The organism is Clostridium brassicae (genome assembly GCF_026738875.1).
In the GTDB taxonomy this organism is placed as follows: domain Bacteria; phylum Bacillota; class Clostridia; order Clostridiales; family Clostridiaceae; genus Clostridium_H; species Clostridium_H brassicae.
Map to the genome: position 1 here is coordinate 143,860 of NZ_JAPQFJ010000002.1, position 21,537 is coordinate 165,396.

The following is a 21,537-nucleotide window of genomic DNA, read 5'->3' on the forward strand; positions in this document are numbered from 1 at the left end:
TAGTGACTAGAAATTAGTAGTAATTAATGATAAATAATAATTAAAGTATTTCTGTAAAAATATATTATATTACATTACATTGTAAGGTATAGTATAATATATGTGTAAGCTTTTTACATTATAGTTAAAGGATGTGTGGATATGAAGATAAATAACATATATTTATCCTATTATGTAAATGATGTGCTAAAAGAAATAACTCTTAATTTTTTAGAATCTGTTGAAAATGATGATATTAAATTTGTTCCACTAGTTTCTCAATTTGAAAATGGATACATGCTTGAAGTGAAGGTTATAAGTAAAAAGGAAATAACATTAGATGATTTTAGAATAGAGTATTCTATAAATATAAAAAATAGTAGTATGCTTGTAAATGGATATCAAAGTTGGACAGAAAGTATGGAAATGACTAAGAATGATGAGTTGAAAAATATAAATTCTATAATTAATGGCATAATGGAGCCTTATGGAGACTATTCTTTCTATAAGTATAAGGGACAGAAAGGTGTATTACATTCTTATGGATTTACATATTTTAGAGATATAAAAAAACCAATGAACAATGTGTTGTTTTTAGGATCTTTAGATGAAAAATCAGGATATACGATTTTTGAGGGAAATTTAAAAAATGATAAACTAATAATAATGAAAGATTGTTCTGGGTATTTAATTGATGATGAAAAAAGTATATTAAAAATTTATATAGAAAAAGCAGAAGAAAAGAAAGTTTGGGATAAATATTCTTCTTTGTTTAAGGAAAGCAGAAAAAAATGGGATACGTGTGTTGGATGGACAAGTCGGTATAATTATTATAAAGATATTACTCAAGACATAATTCTAGAGAATTTAGAGAATATGGTTAGAAAAAGAATTCCTTTAGATGTATTTGAAATAGATGATGGATATGAAAATTCAGTGGGAGATTGGTTATTAACTAATGAAAAATTCCCATTGGGAATGAATTTCTTAGCTTATAAAATTAAATCTTTTGGATATAAACCTGGAATTTGGATTGCACCTTTTATATGCAGTAAAGATTCTGAAATTTTTGAAAAACATAAAAATTGGATACTAAAAGATAAAAAAGGTAAATATGTTATTGGTGGATGGAATTCTAAATGGGGTGGAAAATTTTATGTACTAGATTTCTACAATATAGAAGTTAGAGAATACTTAGCAAAAGTTTTTCATACAGTAATAAATATTTGGGGATATGAGGTATTGAAACTTGATTTTTTATATGCGGTAGCTATCATATCTAGAAATGGCAAAACTAGAGGAGCTATTATGCAGGATGCTTTGGATTTTTTAAGTGATATTATAGGAGATAAGTGTATAATTGGATCTGGAGTTCCTATAGCAACTGCTTTTAATAAGGTGGATTATTGTAGAGTTGGTGCAGATACATCCATTTATTGGGAAAATAATAAGCAGAAATTTTTGAAATATAGGGAGAGAGTTTCGTCCATATCGTCTATTCATAGTGCTATAGCGAGATGTAGGCTAAATAATAGAGTATTTAACAACAATACTGATGCCTTTATTCTCAGAAAGGAAAATAACAAATTAAATGATGATCAAAAATATACATTGTTTGTATTAAATAATTTATTAGGAAATTGTCTGTTTTTTTCAGACAATGTAAAAGAGTATGATGAAAACACTATGGAACTTTTAAAGTCAATTTTCCCAAAGATGAAGGTTAATATAAATTATATAAAAAATAAAAAAGAAGTTTATGAATTTTATTTTTATATAGATGATAAAGAATATATAGTATTATCTAATCTATCTAGTTCTCAAGCTAAAGTTAAGATTCCAGAAGGGGAATACTTTAATAAATCAGAGTTTGTTATTAAAGGAAATTCAATTATGAAATTAAAGCCTTATGAAACAAAATGCTATTATAAAATCCAACCGAAAAAAGATTTTTATTTGGTAGGTACAACTGGGCATTTATTTTCAGGTAGTGAAATTGAGTCTATAGAGTTAACAGAAAAGGGAATAGATATAAAAATAAAAGATAAATTTATAAATAATAGTGATATATACATTAAGGTTTTAAAGGATAATGTGAATATATCTCTAGATGGGAGGAAATGTTCCAAAATAAATAAAAAAGGATATACTATTATAAAAATGTAGTATATTGTTATAGATTTAATTTAGTGTATTAATAAACCACAGTTTTATTTTAAGTGGTTTATTTTTTTATAAAGAATTAGTGTATAATACCTTGGATTTAGTACATGAGCACTATTTGCAATGATGTCATATTTGAAATATGAGAGAAAACAATATAACTATAAAAGGTAGGAAGCCGAATTAAAAAAGAATAAATATAGTATATATAATAAATGTAGTGCAATGATATTTGTAACAAACATATAATATATGGATAAATTATGTATTAAATTATGTACTTTTTTCAAAAAAATATTGATTTTTAAAAATTGTACTAGTATAATGATTGAAGTGAAAGTTTAGTAATTATAAACTTTACGTTTAGTATAATGGTTAAACAAGAAGGGTGAAATTATGAATATAGGAGAAAAAATAAAGCGATTGAGAGTGGAGAAAGGGTTAACTCAAATTGAGTTAGCTAATAGATGTGAGTTATCTAAGGGATTTATATCCCAAGTGGAAAGAGATCTGACTTCTCCTTCAATAGCTACTTTAGTAGATATATTAGAATGTCTTGGGACAAATCTCAAGGACTTTTTTAATGATGTAGAGGAAGAAAAAATAGTTTTTTCAAAAGATGAGATGTTTGAAACCATAGATGAAGAACTTAAATACAAACTTGAGTGGGTAATACCAAATGCCCAAAAGAATATGATGGAACCGATTTTATTAACTTTAGAAGAAGGTGGAAGGTATAAAGAAGATGCACCTCATGAAGGAGAAGAATTTGGTTTTGTTTTATTAGGTAGTGTATATATAGTGTTGGGCAACAAAAGATATAAAGCTAAAAAAGGAGAAAGTTTTTATTATAAATCAAAAGCTAATCATTATGTTGCCAATGCAGGAAAGAGTACTGCTAAAATATTGTGGATTAGTACACCACCATATTTTTAAGATTTAGTTTTGTGAGGTGATATAGTTGGAAGAAAACATAATAAAATTAGAAAGCATAAGTAAAGAATATCATGGAGCTAATGTTTTAAAAAATATTAATCTTAATATTAGAAAGAATGAATTTTTGACATTACTTGGTCCTAGTGGATGTGGAAAAACAACTACTTTGAGGATACTAGGAGGTTTTGAAGAACCTACCACAGGTAATGTTTATTTTGAAGGTAAAGTAATCAATAATATACCTGCCTATAAAAGGCAAATTAATACTGTTTTTCAAAAATATGCCTTATTCCCTCACATGAATATATTTGATAATATATCATTTGGGTTAAAAATAAAAAAAATGCCTAAAGATGAAATAAAAACTAGGGTGAAAAGAATGCTAAGATTAGTTGATTTAGAAGGCTATGAAAATAGAAGTGTTGATTCTTTGAGTGGAGGACAACAGCAGAGGATAGCTATAGCTAGAGCTCTAGTTAATGAGCCTAAAGTTTTATTATTGGATGAGCCTTTAGGCGCGTTAGACTTAAAACTTAGAAAGGAAATGCAAATAGAACTAAAAGAAATGCAGCAACAATTAGGAATTACGTTTATATATGTTACTCATGATCAAGAAGAGGCTTTAACAATGTCGGATACTATAATTGTAATGGATAAAGGTGAAATCCAACAAATAGGAACTCCAGAGGATATATATAATGAACCTAAAAATGCATTTGTAGCTAAATTTATAGGAGAAAGCAATATTATTGATGGAATAATGAAAGAAGATTTCCTTGTAGAGTTTTGTGAGAAGGATTTTAAATGTATAGATAAGGGATTCGATAAAAATGAGAATATAGATGTAGTAATTAGGCCAGAGGATATTAAAATTGTAGATACAGATAAAGGCATGATAAAAGGAGTAGTAGAGTCTCAAACTTTTAAGGGTGTTCACTATGAAATACTAGTCAAAGAAAATGATAGATCATGGATAATTCATAATACTCTAAGCGCTGAGGTAGGATATGAAATAGGAATGGACATATACCCTCAAGATATTCATATTATGAAAAAGGTGCGTGGATAAGTATGAAAAAATATGCTGCATACCCATATTTCATTTGGAGCCTTATATTTATACTATTCCCACTAATATTAATAGTTGGCTTTAGTATAACTAGTTATGATGGAGGATTAGTATTTACATTAGATAATTTTAAAAGGCTTATGGCTCCAATATATATTAAGGTTTTTATAAGGTCAATAAGCCTTGCTCTATTGTCAACAGTGATCTGTTTAATTGTAGGATATCCAATGGCAATGATTTTAGCTAATTCAGATATAAAAAAGAGAAATATAATGGTATTACTTTTTGTAGTTCCAATGTGGATGAATTTTTTACTCAGAACTTATGCTTGGATGTCTATATTAGGTAGAAATGGATTGATAAACTCAGCCTTAAAGGCAACAGGATTACCGACTCTAAATTTGTTATATAACGATGGGGCTGTTGTTTTAGGAATGGTTTATAATTTTTTACCTTTTATGGTGTTGCCTATTTACACAGTATTAAGCAAAATAGATAAGAACTTAATAGAAGCGGCTGGAGATTTAGGAGCAAATAGATTTATAACTTTTTTAAGGGTTATGTTCCCACTAAGTATGCCTGGAGTTATGTCAGGAATAACAATGGTATTTATGCCAGCAGTTAGTACTTTCGTAATATCTAGATTGCTAGGTGGTGGACAATATATGCTCATAGGAAATCTTGTAGAACAACAATTTACAGTAGTAAATGATTGGCACTTTGGATCTGCTGTATCTATATTAATGATGATTTTGATATTAGTTTCTATGGCTATAATGTCAAAATATGATAAAGAAGAAAGTGGGGGTCAGTTATGGTAGAAAAATCAATAAAAAGAATATATGCTTTTCTAATATATTTATTTTTATATGCCCCTATTGCAGTTTTAATTATATTTTCTTTTAATGATTCAAAGTCAAGAGCTCATTGGAGTGGATTTACTTTGAAGTGGTATCAAGCCTTACTTCAAGATAATCAAATATTAACAGCACTTTATTATACTATTTTGGTAGCTATTTTATCTTCTATAATTGCTACTATTATAGGTACCATATCAGCTATTGGAATTCATAGTATGAAGGGAATTAGTAAAAAACTAATTTTAAATGTAAACTATTTACCTGTTTTAAATCCAGATATAGTTACTGGTGTTGCTTTAATGAGTTTATTTATTTTTGCAAATATTCCATTAGGATTTACAACAATGTTATTGGCTCATGTAACTTTTAATGTACCTTATGTTATTTTGTCTGTTTTGCCTAAGTTAAGGCAAATGCCTAAAAATATTACAGAGGCTGCAATGGATTTGGGGGCTACCCCTGCGCAGGCACTAACAAAGGTTATATTACCACAAATAAAACCTGGAATTATTTCAGGACTACTTATATCATTTACATTATCTATAGATGATTTTGTAATAAGCTTTTTTACTACAGGCTCCGGAATAAGTAATTTATCTATAACTATTTACTCTATGGCGAGAAGAGGAATAAATCCTAAGATTAATGCATTATCTACATTAATGTTTTCGGTAGTATTAATTTTACTTGTTGTTATAAATATTAGAGATAAAAAGGAGGGTGATTTTAAACATGAAATTATTTAAAAAAGCATCATCAATAATAATGGCATCTATACTAATATTAACTGTGGCTGTGGGATGTGGACAAAAAAAGCAAGAAAAAGTGCTTAATGTGTACAATTGGGGAGACTACATAGATGAATCCGTAATAAAAGATTTTGAAAAAGAGTATGGAATAAAAGTTAAATATGAAACTTATGATACAAATGAAAGCATGTATACAAAAATAAAAAGTGGTGGTTCAAGCTATGATGTTTGTATACCATCAGACTATATGATAAAAAAGATGATTAATGAAAATATGCTTGAAAAACTAGATTTCAATAACATTCCTAATTATAAAAATATACAAGAAAAATTTAAAAATTTAGCATTTGATCCTAAGAGTGAATATTCAGTTCCTTATATGTGGGGAACATTTGGTATAGTATATAATAGTAAAATGGTTAAAGAACCTGTAGATAGTTGGAATATTTTATGGGACAATAAATACAAAGGCGAAATTGTAATGTTTAATAGTTTAAGAGATACCATAGCTATCTCATTGAAACGTTTGGGATATTCTATGAACAGTATAAATCCAAAAGAGATTGAGGAAGCTAAAAAAGAATTAATTAAGCAAAAACCTCTTGTTAGGGCATATGTTGTGGATGAAGTAAAGGATATAATGCGTCAAGGTGAAGCTGCAATGGCTGTAGTTTGGGCTGGAGATGCAGTTACCTTAATAAAGGAAAACCCGGATCTTAAATACGTTATTCCGAAAGAAGGAAGTAACATTTGGTTTGATAATATGGTTATACCAAAAGGATGCAAAAATAAGAAAGAAGCTGAATTATTTATAGATTTTATGACAAGAGCAGAGATATCAAAGAAAAATGTTGAGTATATAGGATATTCAACACCAAACAAAGAAGCTTTCAAAATGCTTGATGAAGGAACTAGAAACAATAAAGCTGCTTATCCTGATGATGCACTATTAAAGAAGTGTGAAGTCTTTATTGATTTAGGTGAAAATATAAAAACTTATGATAAAGCTTGGACTGAAATAATAGCAAAATAAGTTCAAGGTTTTTGAGTTAGAGTTAAGTCCTAATACAAGGACTACAGTAATTTATATAAATTATATGTGAATAAACAGTATTGTAACTTTCAGATAGAGTATCTGAAAGTTACAATGCATTAATCATGTTTTACATTTACTTTAAAGGAAGTATAAGTAAAATAGGATAGACAAATGTTTAATGAAAATTTAGCTTCACGTGTTTAGAGGAGTAAGAGATTTGTGCAAAATTCAAATTTTAGTTCACTGCTTATATCCATAAGGATGATTTTTATGCCATCTCCAAGCAGTTTCAATTATCATTTCTAAAGAATTGTACTTAGGATTCCAACTCAATTCTTTTATTGCTTTTTCAGAAGATGCTACTAAAATTGGAGGATCTCCTTGACGCCTTGAAGCAATTTCTGATTTGATATTGGTTCCAGTAACATATTTAACTGTATTTATCACTTCTTTTACTGAAAATCCTTTTCCATTTCCTAAATTATAAATGTTACTATTTTCTCCTTTATTTAATCTTTCAAGCGCAAGAAAGTGAGCAGAAGCAAGATCAGATACATGGATATAATCTCTAATACAAGTTCCATCAGGGGTATCATAATCATCTCCAAAAATCATTATTCTTTCCCTTTGACCTAAAGCAACTTGCAATGTTATAGGAATAAGGTGAGATTCAGGTCTGTGGTCTTCTCCTATATTTCCATTAATATCTGCACCAGCTGCATTAAAGTACCTTAGTATACTATATTTTATACCATAGGCTTTATCACACCATTTTAAAATTTTTTCAACAGCTAGTTTAGATTCTCCATAAGGATTAGTTGGTTTCGTAGCATCTATTTCTTTAATAGGTATGTTTCTGCAATGACCATAAGTTGCTGCAGTAGAAGAAAATATAAAATTATTTACACCATAGTCTTTCATTACATCTAAAAGAGTTATTGTGGAAAGAATATTATTATTGAAGTATTTAAGTGGATTATTTATACTTTCTGAAACTAAAGAATAGGCAGCAAAATTTATAACTGACTCGATATTATTTTCTGAAAATACTTTGTTTAGAAATATACGATTTCTTAAATCACCTAGATAAAATTTACCACCTAAAAGGGCATTTTTGTGACCATTTTTTAAATTGTCTATAATTATTATATCTTTACCTTGTTCTAGTAGATAAGAAGACATATGACTACCAATATATCCTGCACCTCCACAAATTAAAATAGACATATTTTTTACCTCCTTATATATCCTATGATATAATCTTTTAGAAAGACTTATTTTTCAGTTTTATATAAATTTTAGGGAGTTGATTCTATGAATTTAAGAGAAAAAGCATTAAAGGTTCATAAAGATAATAAGGGTAAGATATCAATAAAATGTAAGGTTCCTGTTAAAAATTCAGATGACTTAACAATTGCTTATACACCAGGAGTTGCTGAACCTTGTTTAGAAATAAAAAAAGATTATAATGCAATCTATGATTACACATCAAAAGGTAACTGGGTTGCTGTTGTTACAAATGGTACAGCAGTATTAGGATTAGGGAATATTGGAGCAGGGGCAGGCCTGCCGGTTATGGAGGGAAAGGCCGTTTTATTTAAAGCTTTTGCTGGAGTAGACGCATTTCCTATCTGCTTAAATTCTATGGATATAGATAAAATTATTGAAGCTGTAAAAATGATAGAACCAAGTTTCGGAGGAATAAATTTAGAAGATATAAAGGCGCCAGAGTGTTTTGAAATAGAAAGAAGATTAAAAGAAGAATTAGATATTCCTGTATTTCATGATGACCAACATGGAACAGCAATAGTAGTCTTGGCAGGGCTTTTAAATGCATTAAAAGTAGTTAAAAAGAATTTAAATGAGGTAAAGATAGTTATAAATGGAGCTGGCTCAGCGGGTATTTCTATATGTAAGTTGCTACGCTTAGCTGGAGCTGAAAATATAACTATGTGTGATATTAATGGGGCATTAGTTGAAGGAGATGAGTCACTTAATTCAGCTCAACAGGAAATAAGTAAAGTTACTAATAGAAATTTTGAAAAAGGAACGTTAAAGGAAATAATAAGAGGTAAAGATGTATTTATAGGTGTTTCAGGCCCTAATGTGTTAAATAAGGAAATGGTGTTAACTATGAATAAAGAGGCTATTATTTTCGCTATGGCAAATCCAACTCCAGAAATAACACCAGAAGAGGCCAAACAAGGGGGAGCTAGAGTAGTTGCTACTGGAAGATCAGATTATCCAAATCAGATAAATAATGTTCTAGTATTTCCAGGTATATTTAGAGGAGCATTAGATGTAAGAGCAAAGGAAATAAGTGAGGAAATGAAGATTGCTGCTGCAAGAGCAATTTCACAAATGGTATCAGAACAAGAATTAAATGATGAGTATATAATTCCAAAGGCATTTAATCTAGAAATAGCACCTAATGTTGCAGCTAGTGTAGCAAAAGTTGCAATTGAAACTGGAATAGCAAGAAGGGATGATGTTACTCCTCAATGGGTAGCAGAACATACAAGAGAACTTTTGAGTAAAGAGTAAAGAGTAAAGCCATTTTTAAATGGCTTTACTCTGCATGTTTAGGATTTTTACTCACTATTTCTATAGCTTGTATAATACATTCTAATATATTAATTATTTCTTGCTTATCAATTTCATTTAAAACTCTAGTGTATATCTCTCCTTGTTCAGAAACAACATACTTGGGTTTTATTAAATTTAATGCGTAAGCTTTAATATCTAATTTACATTTTTCACATTTACAGATATCTTTATATTGCTCAAGAGTATTTGGTAATAATTGATCAATTAATTCTTCGGAATAATTTCTTAATCTATACATGATTAACCCCCTAAATTGATTTTTCATAATAATTATTTTTAACCAATATCTTTTAAAAATCTAAGCGCATTTTTATAAAATAATTTTTCAATTTCATCATCAGAAAAATTATTTTTCTCAAGGGATTTTATTAGTTTGTTTGCTTCCCCAATATTTTTTATCTCAAGCTTAGAATTAATACCATCAAAGTCACTTCCTAAAGATAGAACATCTATTCCTCCTATGTTTTTTATATGATTTATATGCTTTATCATATCATCTATTCGGCTATATTCATTACCACCTAGAAACTCTCCAAAGAAGTTAATACCTATTAATCCTCCTTTAATTGAAAGTTTTTTTATCATATCATCTGTTAAGTTTCTAGGATTGTTTGTTATAGCTCTTGCATTAGAATGAGATGCAATGAATGGAGTTTTAGAGTAATTCAAAACATCAAGAAAACCGCCATCAGATAGGTGAGATACGTCAATTATCATATTTAATTTATTCATTTCTTCTATTAATTCTATACCAAATGAAGTAAGTCCTTTATTCATATATTCCGAATTACAGTTTGGATAACCTATTTCATTTGGAAAATTCCATGTGAGAGTTATAAGTTTTACTCCAAGCCTATTAAAATTTCTTAAGTTAGCTAAGTTACCTTGAATACATGCCCCTTCCTCGATAGTTAAGAAGGCGGATATTTTATTCTCATTTTTATTTTTCATAAGTTCATTATAATTTTTAGCCAAAGATATATCATTTTTATTTTTATCTATTTCAATGTAAAATTTATCTATCATATTTAAGCAAGATTGAAGTGGATTATTTGTTTTATTTTTTTGTATAAATATTGCAAAAAATTGAGCTATAGAATCTGAAGATTTTAATTTATTTATATCTACACTATAATTGTTTTGAAATAGTTCATCATTATTCTCATAAATTTTTGATATAGTATCACAATGAAAATCTATTAAGTCCATGGAAACCTCCTAATGTAATTATATGAAGATTATTTCTAATAGTTTCTTTAATAAGTTCAAATATTATATTCATTATATAATATTCGTACATATTAAAGAAAGCATAATACTATATTAAGTATAAGCCACTTTTATTTTTTATAAGGTATTATTATCTAAAGAGTCTATATTATTACATATGAAAGCTATTACAAGTAAAGCAAATGAATATTGACATAAGATTTAGTTAATATTATAATAATGAATTGTATAATAATAACGATTTATATAATAAATTAATATTTTTTATAAAGATTGTGAAAAGGAGAGTAAGTATAAATTCGGATTTATAGCGAACTAACGATGGTGAAAGGTTAGTATGAAGACTATACTGAAGAACACCTTGGAATCTCTAACCGAAATTGTTACAAGAGTAGGCTTAGACGGAGCCAGTCCGTTAATAACTGGAGAGTATTATTTTGAGTAGTACTTTTAGAGAGGTCACACATATGTGATAAATTGGGTGGTACCGCGAAAATGCAACCTTCGTCCTAATATTAATGGACGGAGGTTTTTTTATTTGCTATATATTCATACTTAACTTCCACTTTAAAAAAATGGAAATTAAGTATGAATATCGCTAGGGTAACGATTTCTATCTTCATATGTGATAAAAACTATAACTGAGGTTAAAAATTCTGTTTATAAAAAATGGAGGTATATTTATGGAAAAAGTGTTGGTTAAAAAGCTTTTTAGAGAATCAGATAAGTTTGTTGGTAAGGAAGTTAAAATTTCAGGATGGATTAGAACATTAAGAGCATCAAATAAGTTTGGATTTGTAGAAATAAATGACGGTAGCTTTTTTCAAAATATTCAAGTTGTTTTTGATGAAAGTTTAGAAAATTTTAAGGAAATAGCTAAGCTTGCTATAAGTTCTAGTGTAAGTGTTGAAGGGGAATTTGTTTTAACAGAAAATGCAAAACAACCTTTTGAAATTCATGCTAAGAAAGTTATATTAGAAGGAAAATCACATTCGGATTATCCACTACAAAAGAAAAGACATACTCTAGAATATTTAAGAGAAATAGCTCATTTAAGACCAAGAAGTAATACTTTTTCAGCAGTATTTAGAGTACGTTCTCTTGCAGCATACGCTGTACATAAATTTTTTCAAGAGCAAGGATTTGTATATACTAATACTCCTATAATAACTGGAAGTGATGCTGAAGGTGCTGGAGAAATGTTTAGAATTACAACTCTAGATATGAACAATCTTCCTAAAAATGAAGAAGGAAACATAGATTATAAAGAAGATTTCTTTGGAAAAGAAGCAAATCTTACTGTAAGTGGACAGTTAGAAGGAGAAATATTTGCTCTAGCATTTAGAAACATTTATACTTTTGGACCAACTTTTAGAGCAGAAAATTCAAATACAGCAAGACATGCATCTGAGTTTTGGATGATAGAACCAGAGCTAGCTTTTGCAGAGTTAAGTGATTATTTAGATAATGCAGAAGCTATGGTTAAGTATGTTATAAAATATGTTATGGAAAATGCTCCAGAAGAAATGGAATTTTTTAACAAGTTTATAGATAAAGGTTTATTTGATAGATTAAACAACGTTGTGAACTCTGAATTTGGTAGAGTAACATATACTGAAGCTGTAGAAGTTCTTAAAAAATGTGGTCATAAATTTGAATACCCTGTAGAATGGGGAATTGATCTTCAAACGGAACATGAAAGATATTTAACTGAAAAAGTATATGGAAAACCTGTATTTGTAACTGATTATCCGAAAGAGATTAAAGCATTCTATATGAGAATGAATGAAGACGGAAAAACTGTTGCAGCAGCAGATTTACTCGTCCCAGGAGTTGGAGAACTTATTGGAGGAAGCCAAAGGGAAGAAAGATTAGATGTTCTTGAAAAGAGAATAGAAGATTTAGGACTTAATAAAGAAGACTACTGGTGGTATTTAGAGCTTAGAAAGTATGGAGAAACTAAACACTCTGGATACGGACTTGGATTTGAAAGATTAATAATGTATTTAACAGGAATGGGAAATATAAGAGACGTAATACCATTCCCTAGAACTCCAGGAAATGCAGAATTCTAAATAATTTTAAACGAATTAAGTATAGAATTACCTATATTTAGTTCGTTTTATTTTTAGCAAAAAAAACATGTTGCACAAATATGAAAGTTATACTATAGTAACTACATATGTATTTATTAGGAGGATGGTAGTATGGTAGATAAGAATAGAGAAACTTTCTCTGGAAAGTTAGGCTTTATTTTAGCTTGTTTAGGCTCAGCAGTAGGTTTGGGAAATATATGGATGTTCCCTTGGAGGCTTGGTAAATATGGAGGGGCAGCATTTCTAATACCTTATTTTATTTTTGTATTTACTTTAGGAGTAACAGGTTTAACGGGGGAATTTGCTTTTGGAAGATCTAAAAAGGCAGGTTCTTTAAAAGGGATTAGAGATGTATTTAAAGAAAAAAAATTACCCTTTGGAAAATTCGTCTCAATTGTACCTACATTGGCAGTAGCAGGCACCCTTATATTTTATAGTATAGTAGCAGGATGGGTTATAAGGTATTTCTGCACATCATTAAAAGGAAATTTTAATTCTTTAGATATTCCTAGTTATTTCAATAGTTTTGTAGGAAGTAAAGAAAGTATTGCATGGCACTTTTTAGCTATGGCAATTATTGTAGGAGTTGTAATTTTAGGGGTAACTAAGGGGATTGAAAAAATAAATAAAATTATTATGCCTTCACTTTTTTTTATATTTATTATTTTAATGATAAGAACACTAACACTTCCTGGAGCTATAGATGGAGTAAAATATTTATTCGTACCTGATTGGTCATATTTATTTAAACCTATAACTTGGGTTATGGCATTAGGACAAGCGTTTTTTACAGTATCTCTTAATGGAGCTGGAATGGTTGTTTATGGAAGCTATTTAAAAAAAGACGAAGATATATTGTCTTCAGTAGTAAATATTGCTATTTTTGATACAATCTCAGCTTTGCTTGCTAGTTTAATTATTATACCAGCAGCTTTTGCTTTTGGATTAGATCAATCAGCGGGACCTTCATTGTTGTTTATTACAGTACCTTATATATTTAAATCTATGCCTTTAGGGTATATTTTTAGTATATTATTTTTTATAAGTGTTGTATTTGCGGCTATTTCTTCAGGTATTAATATGTTAGAAGCTTCTTCAGAAGCGTTTATAGCTCAATTTAAAATGAAAAGAAGTAAAAGTGTTGTAATTGTTGGAGCAATAGCTTTTATATTGGGAATAGCATTAGATATAGATATGGCTAAGTTTGGGGCATGCGCTGATTTTGTCACTATATATCTTGCGCCAATAGGAGCTATGGTTACAGCTATAGTATTCTTTTGGGTTTATGGAACAGATAATGCACTACAAGATATAAATGAAGGATCAGAAAAACCTTTAGGAGTCTGGTTTAAGCCAGTGGCAAAATATTTATACATATTTGGTGTTGCTGCAGTTTTAGTGCTTGGAATAATCTATAATGGAATAGGATAATAAAATAAAAGTGCGTTGCACTTTTATTTTATTGTATCATTTCAAAAACTTATCCTTATCTATACCTTCAAAATTAACAGGAATACATAATTCATTTGATAAAGTTAAAAAAAGAGTATTACCTATAAATTCAAATCTTTTTAATTCAGTTTTCTTTATAAATACTATATTTTCTTTTGTGTTTATTAGAAATTTAGTTTGTAGTGGGGTACTATTATTATCATCTTCTTCAATTAATCCGCTTATATATACATAAGTGTTTCCTATAATTATTTTCTTTGAGGATATTTTTATAGTCATTAAAAATACAAATATAGAAAAGTAAATGATATAGGTTCTAGCTAATCCCATAAATAATAAATACATTACAATAAAATATGAAATAACACATAAGATTAATTTTATATTAGGAAGTATGTTTTTAGATATTTTGATGGTTTTACCGTTATCAAATTCTAATATATATATTTCATCTAATTTATTTTTAAATTTATGTAATATAATAAATGATAAAAATATTTGAAAAATGAAATAAAGAATTTTATAAAATAAAGAAGTACCTAATTTTGAAGAAGTAAAAATAATAAAAGGCAAAAGTACTATTAGTGAAGTTATAAATAATATGTTTTTAATAAAGTTTTTTGTATTCAATTTTAATAAGACTCCTTTTCATATGATCGAATATAAGATATATTTTATCATAATATATACATATGTAAAATGCTGCAAATCTATTGATTGGCAGCATTTTACATGTATTTTTATTGAGTCATTCCATAATTTTCATTTAAAGTTTTAACATGAACCACAAAATCTTTATGGGTATTTAAATTTTCTACTTTAACTTTATTAGTTTTATGATCAACTTCTTTAAGATATACAGGGGTGTTTTTATAGTAAACATCTATATTGTCACTAGAGTTTATTATTTGCTCAACTCTTTTAGAATCCATATTATCCCTCCTAGTTATAAGAGCTTTAGATATTATATATAAGTATTTTCTCTCTTAAGTATAAAAGTATGTAATTTCACAATTTAAAAATAAACCCTTCTCTTCTTAAATTTAGAAGAGAGGGCTTATTTAGCAAAGTTAACTAAAAGTAAAGTCTATTTCTGCTGATGATATAATCTAATTATCTGATGTTTCAGTGGGATCTTTTTTATTAGTACCTGAACTATTATTTTGATTAGCATCATTGTTATTAGAAGGTTTTTCTGTATCTTTATTAGTGGAATTATTCTCCTTATCTTTAGTGTTTGAGTTAGAGTTAGAATCTTTAGAATCCTTATTAGTATCTTCTTTTTTATTATTTTTGGGGGTAGAAGAATTATTATTTTTATTGTTTATATCCTTTTCTGTTTTTATATTTTCTGTTTTATTTTTTTTATAAATATCATCATTTTTTTCTTTATACTTATATTTATTTTTAAAATTAATATTTTTATTAGATTCTTTCTTAGTTTGTGGATTATTAGAATCTAAATCCTTAGTATATTTAACTTCTTTTGATTTATCTATCTGTGCTAAGTAACTATTGATTGCTTCTTTACAGGATGCGTAATCTAACTCAGAGGGACTATAGGATTTATCGTCAAAAATAAAATTATTTAATATTTTTGCGTTTTGAGGTTTATCCATTAGTAGGACCCAACCTTTATCTCTATATTCCTTACCATAACTTAGTTCTGTTAGTGGCATTTGAAGTTGATTTATGCTGAAATTATTTATTTTATAAACAGTATAAGCACAATTTAAGATTTCTCCTATATCCATGTTAGTTTTTACGTATTTTATTAATTGAGAAGCTAATACAGGGTATTTAATTACTTGGGTATCTTTTAGCTTATCTATCAACAAGGTGAGTACATGGCGTTGTCTTTGAGTTCTTTCATAGCCACCATTTCCTACGTGTCTTATTCTAGAATATGAAAGTGTTTGTTGACCGTCTAAATGTTGTAGTCCAGATTCTTTAAGTAAGTGAGCTTTATTTCCATTTACTTCTTGTATGTATTTGTTTATTTCAGCAACTTCCTTAGGCTTAACGTCAATATCTAGCCCACCAACAGCATCAATTAAGTCTTGAAATGCAAAAAAATTAATGATGGCATATTTATCAATTCTTATACTAAAATTATTTTCGAGGGTTTTTAGTACTAAGTCAGGTCCACCATAGGCAAAAGCGTGATTTATTTTTTCTTCCCCACAATCTGGAATTTTAACATAGCTATCTCTCATAACAGATGTCAATTTCAGCTTTTTATGAAGATCATCTATAGTTAATATCATTATTGCATCAGAACGTGACTTTTCATCTAAAGTTCTTGCGTCACTTCCAAGTAAAAGAATGTTTGTTATACCATCAATTGATTGCAATCCAGGCATATTTGCATCTAGTCCTTCAGCGGAATTAATAAAGTTTTTATCTGTTATGTGGCTATTTTTTTCAAAAGAATATATAAAATATGAAATTATAGATACTATACAGATTAAAATCGATACGATAGTAATTTTTATTCTTTTTTTATATATGGTCATATATGGATTATCCTCCAGTCTATTCAATATACTAGGTAAATTATACCATTAATTATATGGAAAAGTTTGAATAATATTATAAGTTTTCAAAAAATTTAAAATTAAAACTTTAATACATGTAAATTATTAGGAATTAGATTGCTTAAGTATAATGCTGTAAAGTCAGTATATAATGGATTAACAGCAAGTTATACTGTTTGAAGGGATATAAATAATTCATTAAATGGAGACTTATGAAAGAATATTTTAGATAATTTACATAATATGTTTATTTAAAATAAACATATTATGTAAATAAGGTTTTAAATATAGTATTTATATTTTTGAAAATACATCCAAAAAAATAAAAAAAAGGTTGACTTTTAAGAAAAAAGGTTGTACCATTATTAAAAACATATAAGTCTTATCAAGAGTGGCGGAGGGACTGGCCCTTTGAAGCCCGGCAACCAGTAAGAGATTACAATGGTGCTAATTCCAGCAGGATTTTCCTGATAGATAAGAAGATGATAGAATACACTTCTTATTTTAGAAGTGTTTTTTTATTATAAAAATTTCTATTAAATAATTTAAATTAAAAAGTAAAATGAAGGGGGCAATTTAAAATGACAAAAAAATGGGGCGAAGGAACAATATGTGTTCAAGGAGGTTATAATCCAAAGCCAGGAGAACCAAGAGTACTTCCTATAGTACAAAGTACAACATACAAATATAGTGATCCTGATCATGTAGCAAAATTATTTGATTTAGTTGAAGAGGGGCACATGTATTCAAGGATAAGTAATCCAACAGTAGAAGCTTATGAGAAAAAAATAGCTAGTTTAGAAGGTGGAGTTGGAGCTTTAGCAGTTGCATCTGGTCAATCAGCCACCACATTAGCTTTATTAAACATTTGTAAAAATGGAGATCATATAGTAGCATCTTCTACTATATATGGAGGAACTTTTAACTTATTTTCATCAACATTTAAAAAATTTGGAATAGAAGTTACATTTATAAATCCAGATGCAAGTGAAGAAGATATATTAAAAGAATTTAAAGACAACACAAAGGCAATTTTTGGAGAAACGTTAGGAAACCCAGGATTAAATATATTAGATTTTGAGAAATTTTCATCAATTGCACAAAAAAAGGAAGTGCCTTTTATTGTAGATAATACATTAGCTACAACATGTATATGTAAACCCTTAGAGTTAGGTGCTAATATAGTTGTTTATGCATCGACTAAATATATAGAAGGTCATGCTAATAGTGTTGGAGGAGTTATAGTAGATGGTGGGAATTTTAATTGGAACAATGGTAAGTTTAAAGAACTAGTGGAGCCAGATCAAAGTTATCATGGAATCAAATATGTTGAAACTTTTAAAAATGCTGCATATATAGTGAAAGCTAGAGTACAACTATTGAGAGATATCGGAACTTGCTTTAGTCCATTTAATGCATTCTTAACAAATTTAGGTTTAGAAACTCTTCACTTGAGAATGGAAAGACACTGCAGTAATGCTTTGAAGTTAGCTGAATTTTTAAAACAACATGATAAAGTTAGTTGGATTAACTATCCTGGACTTGAAGACAACTCTAATTATGAAGCTTTTAAAAAATACTTTTCTAAGGGAGCTAGCGGAATACTAACTTTTGGAATAAAAGGAGGAGTAGAAGCAGGAAGTAAGTTTATAAGAAATCTTAAGTTAGCTACTTTAGTTGTTCACGTAGGAGATGCTAGAACGTGCGTATTACAACCATCTACTACAACTCATAGACAACTAACAGAGAAACAGCAAATTGCTTCTGGAGTTTATCCAGATTTGATAAGAGTATCTGTAGGTATAGAAGAACCAGAGGATATTATTGATGACTTTGAGCAGGCCCTTTCAAAGCTGTAAAAGTGGGGGAAGTTTATAATGCCTATAATAATACCTAAGGACCTTCCTGCTACAGAAATTCTTAAAAATGAAAATATTTTTATAATGAATCATCAAAGAGCTATTCACCAAGATATAAGACCCTTAAGAATTGCTATTGTTAATTTAATGCCTAAGAAAATAGAAACAGAAACGCAACTCTTAAGAGTACTTGGAAATATACCATTACAAGTGGAAGTAGAATTAATTCATACGAAAAGTTATGAAGCTAAGAATGTATCAGAGGAACATATGCTAAGTTTTTATAAAACTATATATGATGTAAAAGATAAAAAATTTGATGGAATGATAATAACTGGAGCACCAGTTGAAAAAATGAATTATGAAGATGTAGATTACTGGGAAGAACTAAAAGAAATAATGAAGTTTTCTGTAACAAATGTATTCTCAACTCTTCATATTTGCTGGGGAGCTCAAGCTGGGTTATATTATCATTATAATATACCTAAACATGTTCTTTCAGAAAAAATGTTTGGTGTGTTTTCTCATCATATTAATAAGAAAAATGTTAATCTTTTAAGAGGGTTTGATGATGAATTTTATGTTCCCCATTCAAGATATACAGAAGTTAAGAAAGAAGATATAGAAAAGGCTTCCGAACTTACTATTTTAGCTGAATCTGATGAAGCTGGAGTATATATTATAGCTTCTAAAAATGGTAGACAAATATTTGTAACAGGACACTCAGAATATGATGCAAATACATTAAAATTTGAATATGATAGAGATATAAATTTGGGGGAAGATATTAAAATACCTAAAAACTATTTTAAAAATGATAATCCACAAAATGAGCCAGTTGTTAAGTGGAGAGGACATGGGAATCTATTATTTTCTAATTGGTTGAATTATTATGTGTATCAGGAAACTCCATATTCTTATGTAGAATAGACTTAAGTTACTCCTTAGTCAAATTTATTTATAAATTAAGAAATAATTTGAAAAATATTTAAATACAAAAAGCTAGTGAAGATTAAACAAGTTGTAATCTTCATTAGCTTTTTTTGATTTTTAAATAATAAAAAATTATTAAAAAAAGTAAGCGATTTTTAATAAATTAATAATTGACTTGCTATAAAAATAGAAATATAATAATAAACATAAAAAATAATTAATAGATTAATAAAATCACTCAAGGGGCTGCCAATTTTCGGTTTGTAAAGCTATTGAATTGGCGAAATTAAATTATTTGATGGGGAGGAATTTATATGGAAATGAACTATGTATTAAATTCAATGTGGGTTTTAATTGCTGCAATACTTGTTTTTTTAATGCATGCTGGATTTGCTATGGTAGAGGTAGGATTTACACAATCAAAAAATGCTGTAAATATAATTATGAAGAATTTTGTTACAGTTGCTATTGGAGTTATTGGATTTTTTCTTATAGGATATGGAATTATGTATGGAAAAAGTTTAGCTGGTATATTTGGAACTAATGGATTTATGTTAATAAATTCTCCTCAAAAATACGGTAAAATCTCTTTTGAAGTGTTTTTTTTCTTTCAGGCAATTTTTGCAGCTACTTGTGCTACCATTGTTTCTGGAGCTATGGCAGAAAGAACAAAATTTTCTTCTTATATTGTTTTTTGTATAGTCTCAACCACTTTAATATACCCATTAATTGGTCATTGGATATGGGGGGGAGGATTTTTAAGCAAATTAGGATTTGTAGATTTTGCTGGAGGTACTGCAGTACATGCAGTAGGCGGAATTGCAGCTTTTGTAGGAGCTAGACTAGTAGGGGCAAGAGATGGAAAGTATAAAAAAGATAAGATTAATGTGATACCGGGACATAATATCCCTTTGGGAGCTTTAGGAATTCTAATTTTATGGTTTGGATGGTTTGGATTTAATCCAGGAAGTACTTTAGATATTACTTCTCCACTTACTGCTCATGCAGCAATAACTACTTTATTGGGTGGAGCAACAGCAACAATATCTAGTCTGATTTTTAGCACAATTCGATATGAGAAACCTGATGCAGGGCTTACTTTAAATGGTGCTTTAGCAGGCTTGGTAAGTGTGACAGCAGGAGCATCGCTTATTTCATACTTGGGTGCGATTATAATTGGTACAGTAGCTGGAATTATAATGATTTTATCTGTTGAATTTATAGATACCAAATTAAAAATAGATGATCCTGTAGGAGCTATTTCTGTGCATGGTGTGTGTGGAATTATTGGAACTATAGATGTAGGGTTATTTTCAACTAATAGTGGATTGTTATATGGAGGTGGATTTAAACTATTAACAATTCAAATAGTGGGAGTTATAATATGTGCAATAACAGTGTTAGTGCTTGCGAAGATTACTTTTATAATAATAAAAAATATTATAGGGCTGAGAGTAGATATTCATGAAGAAGTTAATGGGTTAGATACTATGGAACATGGTATATCTGCATATATAGATTTATAAAAGGGGGAATAAGTATGCAAAATAAAATTGTTAAAGTAGAGATAATTACAAGAAGCAATAAATTTGAGGATTTAAAAGAAGCTTTGAGTGATATAGGAATAACGGGTATGACTATTACCCAAGTATTAGGTTATGGAAATCAAAAAGGGAGTACGGAATATTATAGAGGTGTACCATATGAGATTAATTTAATGCCAAAGGTAAAGATAGAAATTGTTACTGATGAAGATTTAGTAGATACAATTGTTAAAACTTCACGAAGAGTACTTAGTACAGGAAAAGTAGGAGATGGAAAAATATTTGTTTATGATATAATGAATGCTATAAGAATAAGAACTGGTGAAGAGGGAAAAGATGCTTTATAATATATTAAATAGAGATATACAGTATATAAGAAGCTGTTAACATTTGTGAATGTTAACAGCTTCTATTAATTTTATAAGCTAATTTTTTGGTTTAGTTTATGTTATAATTATACAAAAGAATAAATGTTCGATATATATTT

The 21,537-nt window shown here is 28.5% G+C and carries 19 protein-coding genes, 1 riboswitch and 1 other annotated feature; of the genes, 13 read left to right on the forward strand and 6 right to left on the reverse strand.

Going from position 1 to position 21,537, the window contains the following annotated elements; translation table 11 throughout:
- The first annotated feature begins 141 nt into the window (after positions 1 to 141).
- The 6 genes from OW729_RS02480 to OW729_RS02505 all read left to right on the forward strand — a co-directional run bounded on the left by OW729_RS02480 (position 142) and on the right by OW729_RS02505 (position 6,789).
- Positions 142 to 2,145, forward strand: coding sequence for a glycoside hydrolase family 36 protein (locus OW729_RS02480; protein ID WP_268059845.1), 2,004 nt, complete (start codon positions 142 to 144; stop codon positions 2,143 to 2,145).
- Between the two features lie 393 nt (positions 2,146 to 2,538).
- Positions 2,539 to 3,078 carry a helix-turn-helix domain-containing protein gene (locus OW729_RS02485; RefSeq protein WP_268059846.1) on the forward strand — a complete coding sequence of 180 codons (540 nt, stop codon included), beginning with the start codon at positions 2,539 to 2,541 and terminating at the stop codon, positions 3,076 to 3,078.
- A gap of 25 nt (positions 3,079 to 3,103) precedes the next feature.
- The gene (potA, locus tag OW729_RS02490; RefSeq protein ID WP_268059847.1) at positions 3,104 to 4,147 is read left to right on the forward strand and encodes a spermidine/putrescine ABC transporter ATP-binding protein; all 1,044 of its coding nucleotides are present in this window, start codon (positions 3,104 to 3,106) and stop codon (positions 4,145 to 4,147) included.
- 2 nt (positions 4,148 to 4,149) lie between these two features.
- Positions 4,150 to 4,968, forward strand: a complete 819-nt coding sequence (locus tag OW729_RS02495; protein WP_268059848.1) for an ABC transporter permease — start codon at positions 4,150 to 4,152, stop codon at positions 4,966 to 4,968.
- Positions 4,962 to 5,753 (forward strand): ABC transporter permease, encoded by a 792-nt coding sequence (locus OW729_RS02500; protein WP_268059849.1) that lies wholly within the window; start codon positions 4,962 to 4,964, stop codon positions 5,751 to 5,753. The genes OW729_RS02495 and OW729_RS02500 overlap by 7 nt, the downstream gene beginning before the upstream one ends.
- Positions 5,740 to 6,789, forward strand: coding sequence for an ABC transporter substrate-binding protein (locus OW729_RS02505; RefSeq protein ID WP_268059851.1), 1,050 nt, complete (start codon positions 5,740 to 5,742; stop codon positions 6,787 to 6,789). The genes OW729_RS02500 and OW729_RS02505 overlap by 14 nt, the downstream gene beginning before the upstream one ends.
- Positions 6,790 to 7,032: 243 nt before the next feature.
- Here the strand turns inward: OW729_RS02505 and galE are convergent, their stop codons facing one another.
- Positions 7,033 to 8,019, reverse strand: a complete 987-nt coding sequence (gene galE / locus OW729_RS02510) for a UDP-glucose 4-epimerase GalE (RefSeq protein WP_268059853.1) — start codon at positions 8,017 to 8,019, stop codon at positions 7,033 to 7,035.
- A gap of 87 nt (positions 8,020 to 8,106) precedes the next feature.
- Here galE and OW729_RS02515 point away from each other — a divergent pair, with 87 nt between their 5' ends.
- Entirely contained in the window at positions 8,107 to 9,336 is a 1,230-nt protein-coding gene (locus tag OW729_RS02515; protein WP_268059855.1) for an NAD(P)-dependent malic enzyme, read from the forward strand.
- A 25-nt stretch (positions 9,337 to 9,361) separates the two neighbouring features.
- Here OW729_RS02515 and OW729_RS02520 read toward each other — a convergent pair whose 3' ends face one another.
- Together OW729_RS02520 and OW729_RS02525 are read right to left on the reverse strand one after the other, a co-directional pair.
- The gene (locus OW729_RS02520) at positions 9,362 to 9,637 is read right to left on the reverse strand and encodes a late competence development ComFB family protein (protein WP_268059856.1); all 276 of its coding nucleotides are present in this window, start codon (positions 9,635 to 9,637) and stop codon (positions 9,362 to 9,364) included.
- A gap of 38 nt (positions 9,638 to 9,675) precedes the next feature.
- Positions 9,676 to 10,608, reverse strand: coding sequence for a dipeptidase (locus OW729_RS02525; protein ID WP_268059857.1), 933 nt, complete (start codon positions 10,606 to 10,608; stop codon positions 9,676 to 9,678).
- A 287-nt stretch (positions 10,609 to 10,895) separates the two neighbouring features.
- Positions 10,896 to 11,144, forward strand: a binding site (T-box leader).
- A gap of 168 nt (positions 11,145 to 11,312) precedes the next feature.
- Here OW729_RS02525 and asnS point away from each other — a divergent pair.
- Both asnS and OW729_RS02535 read left to right on the forward strand, forming a co-directional pair.
- Positions 11,313 to 12,704, forward strand: coding sequence for an asparagine--tRNA ligase (gene asnS / locus OW729_RS02530; protein WP_268059858.1), 1,392 nt, complete (start codon positions 11,313 to 11,315; stop codon positions 12,702 to 12,704).
- 132 nt (positions 12,705 to 12,836) lie between these two features.
- Positions 12,837 to 14,156: a sodium-dependent transporter gene (locus OW729_RS02535; protein WP_268059859.1), complete on the forward strand. Its 1,320-nt coding sequence runs from the start codon at positions 12,837 to 12,839 to the stop codon at positions 14,154 to 14,156.
- Positions 14,157 to 14,192: 36 nt separating this feature from the next.
- Here OW729_RS02535 and OW729_RS02540 read toward each other — a convergent pair whose 3' ends face one another.
- The 3 genes from OW729_RS02540 to OW729_RS02550 all read right to left on the reverse strand — a co-directional run bounded on the left by OW729_RS02540 (position 14,193) and on the right by OW729_RS02550 (position 16,693).
- Entirely contained in the window at positions 14,193 to 14,807 is a 615-nt protein-coding gene (locus OW729_RS02540; protein ID WP_268059860.1) for a hypothetical protein, read from the reverse strand.
- Positions 14,808 to 14,917: 110 nt separating this feature from the next.
- Positions 14,918 to 15,109, reverse strand: a complete 192-nt coding sequence (locus tag OW729_RS02545; RefSeq protein WP_268059861.1) for an H-type small acid-soluble spore protein — start codon at positions 15,107 to 15,109, stop codon at positions 14,918 to 14,920.
- Positions 15,110 to 15,286: 177 nt separating this feature from the next.
- Positions 15,287 to 16,693 (reverse strand): LCP family protein, encoded by a 1,407-nt coding sequence (locus tag OW729_RS02550; protein ID WP_268059862.1) that lies wholly within the window; start codon positions 16,691 to 16,693, stop codon positions 15,287 to 15,289.
- Positions 16,694 to 17,093: 400 nt separating this feature from the next.
- Positions 17,094 to 17,195: riboswitch (SAM riboswitch) on the forward strand.
- A gap of 100 nt (positions 17,196 to 17,295) precedes the next feature.
- On the opposite strand from OW729_RS02550, the gene OW729_RS02555 reads away from it, so the two are divergent.
- The 4 genes from OW729_RS02555 (at position 17,296) to OW729_RS02570 (ending at position 21,397) form a co-directional block, all read left to right on the forward strand.
- On the forward strand, positions 17,296 to 18,573 hold the full coding sequence (locus tag OW729_RS02555; protein WP_268059863.1) for an O-acetylhomoserine aminocarboxypropyltransferase/cysteine synthase family protein: 1,278 nt from the start codon (positions 17,296 to 17,298) through the stop codon (positions 18,571 to 18,573).
- Positions 18,574 to 18,591: 18 nt separating this feature from the next.
- Positions 18,592 to 19,503 (forward strand): homoserine O-acetyltransferase MetA, encoded by a 912-nt coding sequence (gene metA / locus OW729_RS02560; RefSeq protein ID WP_268059865.1) that lies wholly within the window; start codon positions 18,592 to 18,594, stop codon positions 19,501 to 19,503.
- A gap of 317 nt (positions 19,504 to 19,820) precedes the next feature.
- Complete coding sequence (locus OW729_RS02565; RefSeq protein ID WP_268059866.1) at positions 19,821 to 21,032, forward strand: ammonium transporter; 1,212 nt, start codon at positions 19,821 to 19,823, stop codon at positions 21,030 to 21,032.
- A 14-nt stretch (positions 21,033 to 21,046) separates the two neighbouring features.
- Positions 21,047 to 21,397 (forward strand): P-II family nitrogen regulator, encoded by a 351-nt coding sequence (locus tag OW729_RS02570; protein WP_326498347.1) that lies wholly within the window; start codon positions 21,047 to 21,049, stop codon positions 21,395 to 21,397.
- Positions 21,398 to 21,537 lie beyond the last annotated feature (140 nt).

Bases quoted from the DNA above. Each gene is read 5' to 3' on its own strand.
- OW729_RS02505 (WP_268059851.1), top strand. From the start codon at position 5,740: ATGAAATTATTTAAAAAAGCATCATCAATAATAATGGCATCTATACTA.
- OW729_RS02570 (WP_326498347.1), top strand. From the start codon at position 21,047: ATGCAAAATAAAATTGTTAAAGTAGAGATAATTACAAGAAGCAATAAA.
- OW729_RS02480 (WP_268059845.1), top strand. From the start codon at position 142: ATGAAGATAAATAACATATATTTATCCTATTATGTAAATGATGTGCTA.
- OW729_RS02565 (WP_268059866.1), top strand. From the start codon at position 19,821: ATGGAAATGAACTATGTATTAAATTCAATGTGGGTTTTAATTGCTGCA.
- OW729_RS02500 (WP_268059849.1), top strand. From the start codon at position 4,962: ATGGTAGAAAAATCAATAAAAAGAATATATGCTTTTCTAATATATTTA.
- galE (WP_268059853.1), bottom strand. From the start codon at position 8,019: ATGTCTATTTTAATTTGTGGAGGTGCAGGATATATTGGTAGTCATATG.
- OW729_RS02515 (WP_268059855.1), top strand. From the start codon at position 8,107: ATGAATTTAAGAGAAAAAGCATTAAAGGTTCATAAAGATAATAAGGGT.
- metA (WP_268059865.1), top strand. From the start codon at position 18,592: ATGCCTATAATAATACCTAAGGACCTTCCTGCTACAGAAATTCTTAAA.
- OW729_RS02545 (WP_268059861.1), bottom strand. From the start codon at position 15,109: ATGGATTCTAAAAGAGTTGAGCAAATAATAAACTCTAGTGACAATATA.
- OW729_RS02485 (WP_268059846.1), top strand. From the start codon at position 2,539: ATGAATATAGGAGAAAAAATAAAGCGATTGAGAGTGGAGAAAGGGTTA.
- OW729_RS02535 (WP_268059859.1), top strand. From the start codon at position 12,837: ATGGTAGATAAGAATAGAGAAACTTTCTCTGGAAAGTTAGGCTTTATT.
- OW729_RS02525 (WP_268059857.1), bottom strand. From the start codon at position 10,608: ATGGACTTAATAGATTTTCATTGTGATACTATATCAAAAATTTATGAG.
- OW729_RS02550 (WP_268059862.1), bottom strand. From the start codon at position 16,693: ATGACCATATATAAAAAAAGAATAAAAATTACTATCGTATCGATTTTA.
- OW729_RS02495 (WP_268059848.1), top strand. From the start codon at position 4,150: ATGAAAAAATATGCTGCATACCCATATTTCATTTGGAGCCTTATATTT.
- asnS (WP_268059858.1), top strand. From the start codon at position 11,313: ATGGAAAAAGTGTTGGTTAAAAAGCTTTTTAGAGAATCAGATAAGTTT.
- OW729_RS02555 (WP_268059863.1), top strand. From the start codon at position 17,296: ATGACAAAAAAATGGGGCGAAGGAACAATATGTGTTCAAGGAGGTTAT.
- OW729_RS02520 (WP_268059856.1), bottom strand. From the start codon at position 9,637: ATGTATAGATTAAGAAATTATTCCGAAGAATTAATTGATCAATTATTA.